Here is a 12153-nt window from a genome sequence, read left to right on the forward strand (position 1 = left end):
TTTTAAGCGTCTTCTTCATCTTGTTGAAACCTAAGATATTCTTCTACCGTTTGATTAACAGGTGGAATATCTTCTTCTTCAATATTTTTTAATAATTCTTCGGTAAGCGGTGTTATCGATACGATACGATTTGCCTGGTATTCAATAATTTTTTCGAATAGATTTCTTGCTACCCGGGCATTACCAAAGCTTTTATGTCGTTTTTCATACAATTTCTCAAAAATAAACTGTAATTTTTCTTTGGCGTCTTCTGTGATCACAAAATCATTTTTCAAACAAAACAGCTCAAAAATACCAATGAGTTCTTTGGGTTTATAATGATCAAAAGTAAAATATCGATTAAATCGCGATTGCAATCCGGGATTAGATTCAATAAACTCTTCCATTTCATCGGGATATCCTGCCACGATAATTACAAGCTGATCACGATGGTCTTCCATTTTTTTAAGCAGTACTTCTATCGCCTCATTACCAAAATCCTTTTTATTGTCTTTGGCCAAAGAATATGCCTCATCAATAAACAACACTCCATCTAACGAAGTTTTTACTACTTCTTCTACTTTTAATGCTGTTTGACCTACATATCCTGCTACCATTCCTGTACGATCGGTTTCTACCAAATGCCCTTTTTCAAGATACCCTAAGTGTTTATATATTTTAGAGACTAATCGTGCTACAGTTGTTTTACCTGTACCCGGAGGCCCCATAAATACAGAATGCAAGGAGTTATTTACATTTTTGAGTCCTTTTTCTTCTCGTATCTTTTGGATTTTCAGAAAATTAGAAAGCTCATGTACAGCTGTTTTTATTACATCTAATCCAATAAGCTCATTTAATTCATCCATTACATCCTCCAGCGTTTCATTTTCATCAATCTCGGTATGTTTTACACCTTCTAGCTTTTCTTTTGGATGTGATAATTTATCATTAATCTTTTTTAATACTTCGGTTTCTTCTTCAGATATCGTTCCGTCTGCTTTTGTAATCAAAGAAGCAATACGGTATAAAAATGCTCCCGAATTTGCAAAATGATTACTATCTAATCTTTTCAAAATTGAAGGTAGTAGAAACTCATTTTTATACTCATCCCCTAGGTTAAAAAGACTAGCTGTTTTAATGATTTCAATATTTTCATCAAATTTCTCTGATTTAACAAAAGCATTGATGCGTTCTATAGATAAGGAAGCAATGATATCATTGCCTTGTAGTTTTTCGAACAAAAATGCCAACAGAAACTTGATTTTCACATCTGCAACGTCATTCTCTTTATCGCTTAAGGGATATATCATATTAAACGCCTTGATAATATCCTGCAAAATCACATGCTCTGCTTTAAAATGCAGTGCATCATCTGTTTTATGAACAATAGTATTGATGGTATTCGAAAATCGTTTGTTATGGTTAAGATCTTCGGCTAAATCCTGAATTTTTTCACCTTCGTGCTTTAGAATTTTTAAAAACTCATAATCGATATCAAATTGCTGCTTGGTATCTTCTTTTTGATTGATGAAGTCTTTAAATTTATTGGTAAAATGCTCTAGGTTCTTTTTTTCATCCTTTTTAACCAACATCAAATCGTCGATCAGATCATTAAATAAATCTATATGTTCCTTAGGAAAGGCACTAAATTCAGGCTTTTCAAATATTTCTTTGGACAGCTCAATTTTATGATCTGCTAAATGAATATTCTGAGAAGTAATAATCATATCAAGATGATCGATAGATTTTTTGAAAGAATACAGCACCAACAAATCTTCATTTTTAATACTCAAGGCTGGGAATGCAGATGAGATCGATAAAATTTTAAGAGGGTTAATCGACTTCCCTTTAAAGAAAAAAGAAGTGTTTTCTTCATTTAATTTGGAAAAGAACAGATCAATGATCTTAGTGTATTTTCTGGTACTCATTAGTCTTCAGAATCAATTAGCATCATTGCATCTTCTACTTCGTGCACCAACTCATCAAAATGTTGAAGCCTTTTGGTTTCTCGCGTTCTTTGAAACGGTAAATCTATATCAATATGCTTTACAAATTGAGATGGAGCATGTTTCATAATATAAATATCATCTGCGAGATACACCGCCTCCTGAATATCGTGAGTTACAAACAATATAGTTGGGCTAAATTTTTCCCAGATACCGATCAATAAATCCTGCATTTGCAGTCTTGTTTTTACATCCAAGGCTCCAAAAGGTTCATCCATCAGTAAAATTTCAGGATTCGACATTAAACTACGTGCAATAGCTACTCGTTGTAGCTGTCCGCCTGAAAGTGTAGGGTATTGTGCATATTTTTTTTGATGACCATCTAATCCTACCAATTGGATCATTTCCATCGCTTTTTCATCTCGTTCTTTTTTAGAAACTCCTTTAAAGCGTAATCCCAACCCTACATTATCTAAAACTGTCATCCAGGGTAATGAAGAGTATTGCTGAAATACCATACTCACCCTGTTTTCTTTACTTACAGGTTTCCCTTTTACCAGTACTGTACCTGAGGTAGGTTCTTGTAACCCGGCAATATATCGAAGTAATGTTGATTTACCACATCCCGACATTCCCAAAATCACGGTAAATTGCCCTTGCATAGGTTTATCTTCAACCAATAAATCCAGATTTTCTATAATATTAGTCTTTCCGTTATCATAGGATTGAAAAACATTACGTAACTCTATGATATTGGCAGCATCAGAGTTGTCGTTAAATTGTACCATATTAATGTTTGTTGCCTTTGTTTATGTGCTTAAAAGGAAATAATATTCTATCGATCATTACAAAGAGTCGATCTTGCAAAATCCCAATAACCACTATAATAATAAGTATGGCAAATGCTTTGTCTATTCTACTTTGCCTTTTAGCGGTCCAAATCAATTCACCAATACCGCCACCCTTATTAAGCATTTCTACGATGGTGATATAAGTCCATGAAATTGCCGTAAGCACTCTGATATCATCGATAATCTTTGAAAACACATAAGGTATATATACTGTTCTAATCGTTTGCCAGGAAGTGGCTCCCAATGTAAAAACAGTATTAAGATATACATTTTGTACTTCGTCTATTCGCTGGACGACTACCGGAATTAAATACACAATTATACCAAATGCTAAGAAAGACACTTTCATTTCACTACCAAGTCCCAGCCACATAATAAAAATCCCTGTTACCGCTGTGAGCGGAATAAATCGATATGAATTGATAATCTGGCTGAACAATCCTCTAAACAAAGGAATCAATCCCAATATAAACCCAATAGGAATAGATACCAGAATAGCCAACAGGTATCCCAAAAAATTAAGCTTGATAGAGTAAAAGGTATTCCCAATAACATCATCATGTTGATTAAGATCGGGAAAGGCTTTTATTACCTTTATTGGAGACGGAAGTAAAGGGTATACTTTGTTCTTTTTTAAACCAAACGATTCTAATTCTTTTGTACTCATCTGCTCCAACACATCATAATTGGCGATAAGAAGAGAATCACTTTCATAGTATACTCTTTCTTTTTGCGCGAACTTAGAAATGTCTATAGATTCATCTTGAGTAATGACAGATTTTGATAAAAATTCTGCCATAACAAACCATAATACAATAAGAATAACTGCTCCTATTATAGTAAGAACAATTTTATCCTTTGATTCGAGGTTTCCTCTTAGTTCAAATAGTTTTTTGATATTTACCATTAGTCAACAACTAATTCAAAATCCGTTCTTCGATTCTTCGATTTACAATCTGCATTTTGATTGCGTTCGCATCCTACAATAGGTTTATCAGGACCATTACCTAAGATAATAAACCTGTTTACAGGCATATTATGTTCATTAATTAGATAATCGGCTACAGATTGTGCTCTCTTTTTAGAGAGTGCTATGTTAGAATTACGATTTCCTACATTATCTGTATTTCCTTCAATTCTGATTCTTGTATTGGCAAATGCTTTTGCAATAGGAGTAAACTGTAAATCTATAAGTTGTTTTGCATTTTCTCCCAATCGAAATTCGCCAGTTCTAAAACTAATACTGACTTTCTTAGATGAAAGAGATTCTTTTTTAGCAAGATTGTCGTCAACAACAGTAAACTCTTTCTGTTTTTCTGAGTCATGACTAGAACCTGATAATGATGTTTTAGAAACCAGATCTTTTGTGGATAATAATCTCCAGCTTTTTGCTCCTGCTGTACTATACCCGAGATTATTATATTTCACTTTCATCTTGTTATAAAGATCTTCACCGGTTACTCCATTGTAATTACTATTTAATCCAAAGAAGCTTTGATTATCTCCATGTGTTGCTAATCTCACATTATTAATGGCATCAAAACAGAAATCTTCTGGTTGAGATAAACCTTCTGCCAAGATTTTGGCGGCTTTTCTTTTGTTACTTTCAGAATTATTTAACTCTGAAGCTCCGATCATCCATCCTTTGTATAGATCTTTTAACTGATCTTTATGTGTTTCTATAAACTCTTTTTTAGCTACAAATACATCTGCAATAATATGGGTTGCATTTTTGGTACTCTCCAATACTTTAGAGCCAGCAACTTTACTCACACAATCTGCATCATCGGGGCTCCATACTACAGCAGCATCAACGGTATTACTTTTAAAAGCATCTGCAGCATCTATTGCACTAGGTACCTCAACAATCTTGACATCTTTAGTACTCATATCACCAGCTTCTAATAGCCAAATCAAGAAAGAATGTGATGGTGTCATGGGTGCTACTGCAATTTTCTTCCCTCTTAAATCACTTACTTTATTAATTCCTCTTCTTGCTACAATAGCATCTCCTCCTCGACTCCAATCTGCCTGAAAAACTACTTGAGGTTGGTATTGAGACAGCCCTTCAACTTCTGTAGGAAATGCATCAATAGTAGCCCACATTAAATCTATAGAACCATTTTTAAAAGCATCTCTAGAAGCATCAAAATCATCGATAACTTCAAAGTTTACTTTAAATCCATAATCTTTATAAAATCTGGATGCTGTATTGGCTTTAAATCCTTCGTTAAAATATTGTCCTCCGGCATATCCTCCCCAGGTAACCACACCAACATTAATTACATCCTTGTAACCGTCTTTGGTTGCACTTGTATTATCAGAAGAGGTTACTTCTTCTATTTTATCTTTTACTGCTGGATCTCTGAGTTTATTTAACAAAAAATACAGCCCACCAATGATGAGTACGACTATAAGTATTTTTGAAAATGGTGTTAATCTTTTTCTTGCCATGATAATTGACTGGTTTTTAGTTGTTAATCCTCAAAATTAAATAAGTCTGAGTATTGATTATTTTGGTGTTTTTGTTTTACAATAGGAGCATCAAGATCTACACTATGTTGATCATGTACCAATAGGTCTTTTTGATTACCTAAAATAAGAGAAACTCCTTCATTTTCCCATTTTTCGAGTAATTCAAGTCCTTCTTCTTCAAATATTCCATTTTGAAGATCAATAGAATCCATAAAATTGGTAGACATCTCCATGAAACGTTCCATCTCTCCTATTTTCATACTTACATCATCTGCAATTGCTTCGAGTGCACGATCAAACATTTCTTTTTTATCATTATTACCTGCTATGATATTCATTGCCGATTTCATAGCAGAATGCCCAGCTCTTACCGCTTTTCTTTCTTGCTCTTTTACCATTACCTGATCCTCAATATCTTCTAATAAAATCTCAGAGTTTTCGTACATTTTCACTAATACTCTATATAAAATTTCCATTTTTTTATAGAGTTCGTCAAGCTTCATATTCGATTCTTTCAATCTTCCTGCCTTTCTGGATTTAAGGATCATAATCCCTTTTTTATCCTTTTCTTTGGCTGCACTCGCTAACTTCAAGTTATTATTGATACTCTTTTTATTATCATACATGATTTGCTGTAAACGTTTCATTTGTCCTTTCAGCACAGCAATCTGTTTATTCATTTTCTTAAGATTATCCTTAAGATCATCTATATAACTTTTTAGAATACCAATAGGGTCTATTTGAATAAAAATCCCAGTTAGCCATCTCATAAAAGATTTATACATATAAAAAATGAGGTTTCTCATTTTTGGATCAAGCACAATGTAAATCAACGCTCCAAGAACAGCCAATAAAATACCTAAGTATAATGTGTTTTCTACAATGGTAATTAAAAAGGGAAGTACTTTATACAGCCCATATAATCCTCCTGCTCCTAAAAGTCCCATAAACAGCATTCCTGTTTTACCTTCGGGTTTTTTCCAAAATGATTTTGGTTTTATTGAGTTCTCCATTTATTTTAAGTATTTCTGCATTTTAACTTTATCTTCCTCAAGTTGAGATTTTAAATGATCATACGATAATTTAAAATCGTTTTGTGTTTTATTGATCTTGGCATTACTTTCTTCTATTTTACCTTTTAGATCTGTGATCTGCTTTTGATGTTTAGCAATTTCTTCAGTAAGCTTTTTTATCTCTGCAGATTTTTCTTTTATAATAGACTCGAATTGAGCAACTTCTCTTTCTCTACCCGATACTTTATCGTTAAACTGGTTTTTAAAGGCTCCTAAAAACTGTTCGTTTTCTTTATCGAGAACTCCAATATAAAAATTAGTAGTTTGCAATAGTTTATCTAGAGTAACTCCCATAGTAGAAGCCGTTGCAAAAGCCGAGCGGTATTTGGTAGCCTCATCCATAGGCATTTTCTCTAAGGCCTTTAATGATTTCTTATATTCAAGATAATCAAATCCTTCCAAATTATTTTTTTCGATAGCTTGTAATAGCTTTTCTATAATTTTAGCATCTATAACTCCCGAAGACCCTGAATTGACTACTTTATTAGGAAGTGGAGGTGGCGTTTTGGTTGGTGGATTCTTATCTGATTTGGTGTCATCATTTTTAGCTGATTCCTGTTTTGGTTTATTCTCTTCTTCAGAATCATCAACTATAAATAATGACTTCAAGTTTTTTAACATGGCTAGTGAATTTAAACAAATTTAAAAAAATAAGCGTAGCATACCGTTGTAAGGGTCAAAATTACGCAAACATCTTCTATTTAATAGGTATTGTTTATCATAAAAACGTTACAAATAAGGTTACTTCATAATTTTATTCCAAGCTATTTTCAAGCCCAAAAGTAGTAGTAAGAAAAACATCACCAGATATTGAATTTTCCCTACAAAGAAAACTCCAAAAAACATCCTTTGCAGTACATATGTAATTATAAATGTTATCAGTACTATTATAAAAAGTCCCGATAATCTTCCGAATCCTGGTATTCTAGACATCGGAACAGTTTTATTGACAATAACTAAGGTAATAATCATAGAGATTAAAGGCGCGAAATACGTTACTAAATCTACTTGTAACAGATTTGTTTTTAAAAAGAAAAAACTATACAAAACAAGTATTAGAGCTAACATCCCCGGGATTGTAACCGCATATACCAATATACCATATAAGTAAGTAATCGGAGACGTAAAATTTTTCTGATTTACAAAAAGCAATCCAATCAAAGAAATTGCTATAATTATCATAAAATATCCCAATATTAGATTGGGATTATTTGAGAACCAATGTATAAAGTCTTGTACAGTCATTAAGAGTAAATGTACAAATTAAAGTTTTATCCGTCTAAACAACTAATTTTATGCAAATAACAGCTGATAAAAATCTAAACTGATTACAATTAGATCATTTATTTAGGAATAGCGCAAGAATACAATTTCTTATATGCTTTCTGCAGAAATTCTTTTCATCAGATTATTTAACTAATTTTGAAACCAATTCATTTCACACATAAGAATGACAAAATTACGGCCTATTATGTTTGTAGGAACAGGATCAGATGTTGGGAAGAGCATTCTTGTTACTGGTATTTGTAGACTCCTGAAACAAAAAGGATATGCTCCCGCTCCATTTAAGGCGCAAAACATGTCACTTAATAGTTTTGTAACCCCTGATGGATTAGAAATAGGGAGAGCGCAAGCTGTACAGGCCGAAGCATGCAAAATTGATTGCACTACAGACATGAATCCCATCTTATTAAAACCTTCTGGGGCAAATAAGTCTCAAATCGTTTTGCATGGCAAACCTATTGGTGATCAAACTAGTAAAGAGTACTTCTTAGGAAATAATAAACAACAACTTTTTGAAGAAGCCAAAACCGCATTTCTTCGACTTCAGGAAAAATATAATCCTATTATTTTAGAAGGAGCAGGAAGCATTAGCGAACTTAATCTAAAGCATCGCGATATTGTAAATATGCGAATGGCACAAGCGGCCGACGCAGATGTATACCTTATTGCAGATATTGATAAAGGAGGCGTTTTTGCAAGTGTATATGGCTCGATAGCCCTGCTCGAACCCTGGGAAAAGAAACTGGTAAAAGGAGTAATTATCAACAAATTTAGAGGAGATATTTCTTTATTTGAAGATGGAAAAAAGACATTAGAAAAACTAACTGGAATTCCTGTTTTAGGAGTTGTACCCTATGCCAGTGACATTTATATTGAAGAAGAAGACTCTGTAGCCTTACAGAAAAAGGAAAAAACCATAGTAAATGGGTTAGTGAATATCGTAGTGGTCTTATTACCCTATATTTCTAATTATACCGATTTTAATGTACTGGAAAAGGATGCAAGAACACATCTCTTTTATTCTAATGATCCCAAAAACATATCTGAAGCTGATATTATTATACTTCCCGGTAGTAAAAACACCATTCAGGATCTTATATTTCTTAGAGAAAAAGGCATTGCTAAGGTAATATTAGAGGCTCACAAATCACAAAAAACCATTATTGGTATTTGTGGCGGATATCAGATGCTAGGAAAAATGATAGAAGACCCTCTGGGAGTCGAAAGTGATATTAAAACGCTTCCTGGATTAGGTATTTTACCAATAACCACGCAGCTGACTTCAGAGAAGATTACTACGCAATGTAGCTTTACTTTTAAAAAATATCCAGAAACCATTTCGGGATATGAAATCCATATGGGAGAAACTACTGTTGAAGATCATCAACCCTTAAATTATATCGATGGCCAACCAGAAGGGTATATCCAGGGGAATTGTTGGGGAACCTATATTCATGGAATTTTGGATCACTTGGTTGTCATTGAAGACCTGTTACAAAATTTCACCAATACCAAAACATCTTTTGATTATAAAGCCTATAAAGAAGAGAATTATGATAAGTTAGCTGCTTTATTAGAAAAAAGCATTGATCTAGACGCTATTATTTCTGAAATGCATACCATATTATGATATACGGACACGGTGATGACGGCTATCGCTACGCAATACCATTTAAAGCAAATTTTAGTTCTAACATTTGGCCTGAAGGGACTTCAGAGCAGTTACTTTCATATCTTAGAGAGCAGCTACCTCTTATTGCTAATTACCCAACTCCAAATGCAGATGTATTAACGCAACAAGTAGCAAATCATCATGGATTAAATTCATCACAAGTAATAATAACTAACGGAGCTACAGAAGCTTTTTATAATATAACTCCTCTTTTTTCTGGTAAAAAAGCAGCCATAGGTATTCCTACCTTTTCTGAGTATGAAGATGCTTGTTTAAGGAGTAGCATGAAAATCAAGCACTTTGATCGTTCTGAAGTACTAAACACCTCTTTTCAGGAAGATCTCGTATTTCTCTGTAACCCTAACAATCCTGATGGTTTTAGCAATACGGTTTTAGAAATAGAGAAATTAGTAACCGATTTCCCTGATACAATATTTGTTGTCGATGAAGCCTATATTGAGTTTACCCATAAGATCAAATCTTGTGTCAAGCTTCTCGAAAAGTTTGCCAATCTCATTATCATAAAATCACTAACCAAATTATTTTCGATACCAGGATTGAGGTTAGGATATATTTTGTGTAGTGCAGAAATAGGAGAAAAACTACAGCATTCTAAAATACCGTGGAGTGTTAATACCATGGCAATCGAAGCAGGGAAATATATATTTAAAAACTATAAGGCCTTATACCCGGATATGGCAACTCTTCTAGGGTATAGCATTCAGTTACAACAACAAATTGATAGATTAGATGGATTTACTGTTACCTCATCAAATACTAATTATTTTGTAGTAAAACTAGAAACACCAAGTGCTCCTCATCTCAAAGATTATTTAGCACATACCCATCAATTATTGATCAGAGATGCATCGAATTTCAGAGGTCTGGGCGGTCATTACATTCGTATTGCCAGTCAGAACCCCGAGAAAAATGAACTATTAATTCACGCTTTACAGCAATGGAGTACGCTACAGTAATTATTCCCTTAGTGATTGGGTATATTCTCGATTTGATATTGGGAGATCCCAGGTGGCTTCCTCATCCCATACGGTTATTCGGGAATAGTATTGCTTTTGGCGAAAAAAAACTAAACACAAACCCTTTTGCTTTTATAAAAGGAATGGTGCTTACCATTGGGTTACTCGCAAGCACAGTTGCATTTTTTTATTATACTCAAAAACTCATTTCCTCATATACAATTGCATATTATACGTTCACCTCTGTATTTGTGTTCTACGCCTTAGCAAATAAAAGTTTAATAGAGGAAGGCAAGGCTGTTTTCACAGCTTTACAAGAAGGAATAGAGCAAGGTAGAAAACGACTGTCATGGATTGTGGGTCGGGAAACAGACCAATTAAATCCGCAACAAATAAAAACAGCGGTATTCGAAACATTATCAGAGAATCTTAGTGATGGAGTTATTGCTCCTCTTTTCTATTATGCATTATTTGGTGTGGCCGGTGCTATGGGATATAAAATGATCAATACTCTTGATTCTATGATTGGCTACAAAAATGATAGGTATATACATTTTGGGAAATTTGCTGCAAAATTAGACGATATGGTTAACTATATCCCAGCTAGAATTACGGCATTTCTAATGTTACTGGTAACTGGTAAACTTCATAAAATCTCTTTTGTAGTACAATATGGCAAACAACATTCTAGTCCTAATGCCGGATATCCCGAAGCTGCTCTGGCCGCGATTCTGGATTGTAAATTTGGTGGACCTAATTATTATCACGGAAAATTAGTTGATAAACCGTTTATAGGAACGAATGATCGAATCCTGAAAGATCGGGAAATAAAAACGGTAGCAAGGATCAATCAAAAAGTAACCTTTACATTTGTCCTTTTAATTTGTGTGGTTTATTATTTTCTTTATTCATCTATAATAGCGTGACAATAATTTTTCGATTTATTAGAAAAAGATCTAAAATCTAATAGTGAAACGGTCTAAATTCTAGCATCTAAAAAAATATGCCCAAAAGATATATCATCACCGGAGCACCGGGAACCGGAAAAACAAGTTTAATCCAAGCCTTACAAGCTAATGGACATCAGTGCTTTTCTGAAATTTCGAGAAAAATAATACTTGAACAACAACAAATAAAAAGTGACAAAACTCCTTGGGGGGATCTTCCTTGCTTTGCTAATTTAGTCTATCAAGAAACGGTCAGAGAGCTACAGATTCCTATCGAAAAAAATATATTTGTAGATCGAGGACTGCCTGATATTATTGCCTATCTAAAAGCAAAATCTCATCCTATTCCAGAATATCTGTTGGACTTTCCGTTCAAAACACATTATGTATCTACGGTATTTTTAATGTCACCCTGGGAAGAAATCTATATCAACGATCCCCAACGTCCTCAATCTTATCAGGAAGCACTACATATTCATCAATGTCTTGTACAAGTCTATCAAAACTTCAAATTTACAATAGAGGTAGTACCTAAAACAACTTTAACAAAACGTGTAGATTTTATCCAATCATTTATTTAGAACTCGTTTGGACTTTATAAATTAAAGCGAAAATTAGCAATTTTGTATTTGAAAGAAGGCTTTTTTGAGTTGCATAGCAGAGCTATGGAAGGAAGAAAAGGCAAAAAACAGATGCAAAAGAGCAATTTTTTAGCTAATTGAAAAAGTTTAAATGAGTTCTTAAACAAAAAAAGTATCTTCGCTGTTGATTTACGGTTCTTTTGGAAACAAAAGATGAAAAGGGAATTTGGTGAAAATCCAAAACTGTTCCCGCAACTGTAATACATATCTAAAATTATGATCCATATGCCACTGTAGTGCAACTATGGGAAGGTGATCATAATTGTGTAAAGTCAGGAGACCTGCCATAAATCAAAATATACTATTAA

The 12153-nt window shown here is 33.6% G+C and carries 11 protein-coding genes and 1 riboswitch; of the genes, 4 read left to right on the forward strand and 7 right to left on the reverse strand.

Annotated features, from left to right (window positions below):
- Window positions 1-2 precede the first annotated feature (2 nt).
- The 7 genes from ATE84_RS26505 to ATE84_RS25400 form a co-directional block, all read right to left on the reverse strand.
- Window positions 3-1907: an AAA family ATPase gene (locus ATE84_RS26505; protein ID WP_199176912.1), complete on the reverse strand. Its 1905-nt coding sequence runs from the start codon at window positions 1905-1907 to the stop codon at window positions 3-5.
- On the reverse strand, window positions 1907-2713 hold the full coding sequence (locus ATE84_RS25375) for an ABC transporter ATP-binding protein (protein WP_101450601.1): 807 nt from the start codon (window positions 2711-2713) through the stop codon (window positions 1907-1909). The genes ATE84_RS26505 and ATE84_RS25375 overlap by 1 nt, the downstream gene beginning before the upstream one ends.
- Before the next feature lies 1 nt (window position 2714).
- Window positions 2715-3683 carry an ABC transporter permease gene (locus ATE84_RS25380; protein WP_101450603.1) on the reverse strand — a complete coding sequence of 323 codons (969 nt, stop codon included), beginning with the start codon at window positions 3681-3683 and terminating at the stop codon, window positions 2715-2717.
- Complete coding sequence (locus tag ATE84_RS25385) at window positions 3683-5230, reverse strand: phosphate ABC transporter substrate-binding/OmpA family protein (protein ID WP_101450605.1); 1548 nt, start codon at window positions 5228-5230, stop codon at window positions 3683-3685. Before ATE84_RS25385 ends, ATE84_RS25380 begins: the two co-directional genes overlap by 1 nt.
- 23 nt (window positions 5231-5253) lie before the next feature.
- Window positions 5254-6264: a PspA/IM30 family protein gene (locus ATE84_RS25390; protein ID WP_101450607.1), complete on the reverse strand. Its 1011-nt coding sequence runs from the start codon at window positions 6262-6264 to the stop codon at window positions 5254-5256.
- A complete protein-coding gene (locus ATE84_RS25395) occupies window positions 6265-6945 on the reverse strand; it encodes a hypothetical protein (protein ID WP_101450609.1) in 681 nt (226 codons plus the stop codon).
- 120 nt (window positions 6946-7065) lie between these two features.
- Window positions 7066-7506 (reverse strand): hypothetical protein, encoded by a 441-nt coding sequence (locus tag ATE84_RS25400; RefSeq protein WP_143273708.1) that lies wholly within the window; start codon window positions 7504-7506, stop codon window positions 7066-7068.
- Window positions 7507-7774: 268 nt separating this feature from the next.
- Between ATE84_RS25400 and ATE84_RS25405 the strand changes: the two genes are divergently transcribed.
- The 4 genes from ATE84_RS25405 (at window position 7775) to ATE84_RS25420 (ending at window position 11785) form a co-directional block, all read left to right on the forward strand.
- Window positions 7775-9238: a cobyric acid synthase gene (locus ATE84_RS25405; RefSeq protein WP_101450613.1), complete on the forward strand. Its 1464-nt coding sequence runs from the start codon at window positions 7775-7777 to the stop codon at window positions 9236-9238.
- Window positions 9235-10257 carry a histidinol-phosphate transaminase gene (locus ATE84_RS25410; protein ID WP_101450615.1) on the forward strand — a complete coding sequence of 341 codons (1023 nt, stop codon included), beginning with the start codon at window positions 9235-9237 and terminating at the stop codon, window positions 10255-10257. The genes ATE84_RS25405 and ATE84_RS25410 overlap by 4 nt, the downstream gene beginning before the upstream one ends.
- A complete protein-coding gene (cbiB, locus tag ATE84_RS25415) occupies window positions 10239-11183 on the forward strand; it encodes an adenosylcobinamide-phosphate synthase CbiB (RefSeq protein ID WP_101450617.1) in 945 nt (314 codons plus the stop codon). The genes ATE84_RS25410 and cbiB overlap by 19 nt, the downstream gene beginning before the upstream one ends.
- 77 nt (window positions 11184-11260) lie before the next feature.
- On the forward strand, window positions 11261-11785 hold the full coding sequence (locus ATE84_RS25420; RefSeq protein ID WP_101450619.1) for an AAA family ATPase: 525 nt from the start codon (window positions 11261-11263) through the stop codon (window positions 11783-11785).
- A gap of 175 nt (window positions 11786-11960) precedes the next feature.
- Window positions 11961-12149, forward strand: a riboswitch (cobalamin riboswitch).
- The last annotated feature ends 4 nt before the right edge of the window (window positions 12150-12153 follow it).

It is taken from the genome of Aquimarina sp. MAR_2010_214 (genome assembly GCF_002846555.1).
Taxonomy (GTDB): Bacteria; Bacteroidota; Bacteroidia; order Flavobacteriales; family Flavobacteriaceae; genus Aquimarina.

Excerpts from the sequence above, each read along its gene's own strand:
- ATE84_RS26505 (WP_199176912.1), bottom strand. The coding sequence starts at position 1,907 with ATGAGTACCAGAAAATACACTAAGATCATTGATCTGTTCTTTTCCAAA.
- ATE84_RS25375 (WP_101450601.1), bottom strand. The coding sequence starts at position 2,713 with ATGGTACAATTTAACGACAACTCTGATGCTGCCAATATCATAGAGTTA.
- ATE84_RS25380 (WP_101450603.1), bottom strand. The coding sequence starts at position 3,683 with ATGGTAAATATCAAAAAACTATTTGAACTAAGAGGAAACCTCGAATCA.
- ATE84_RS25385 (WP_101450605.1), bottom strand. The coding sequence starts at position 5,230 with ATGGCAAGAAAAAGATTAACACCATTTTCAAAAATACTTATAGTCGTA.
- ATE84_RS25390 (WP_101450607.1), bottom strand. The coding sequence starts at position 6,264 with ATGGAGAACTCAATAAAACCAAAATCATTTTGGAAAAAACCCGAAGGT.
- ATE84_RS25395 (WP_101450609.1), bottom strand. The coding sequence starts at position 6,945 with ATGTTAAAAAACTTGAAGTCATTATTTATAGTTGATGATTCTGAAGAA.
- ATE84_RS25400 (WP_143273708.1), bottom strand. The coding sequence starts at position 7,506 with ATGATAATTATAGCAATTTCTTTGATTGGATTGCTTTTTGTAAATCAG.
- ATE84_RS25405 (WP_101450613.1), top strand. The coding sequence starts at position 7,775 with ATGACAAAATTACGGCCTATTATGTTTGTAGGAACAGGATCAGATGTT.
- ATE84_RS25410 (WP_101450615.1), top strand. The coding sequence starts at position 9,235 with ATGATATACGGACACGGTGATGACGGCTATCGCTACGCAATACCATTT.
- cbiB (WP_101450617.1), top strand. The coding sequence starts at position 10,239 with ATGGAGTACGCTACAGTAATTATTCCCTTAGTGATTGGGTATATTCTC.
- ATE84_RS25420 (WP_101450619.1), top strand. The coding sequence starts at position 11,261 with ATGCCCAAAAGATATATCATCACCGGAGCACCGGGAACCGGAAAAACA.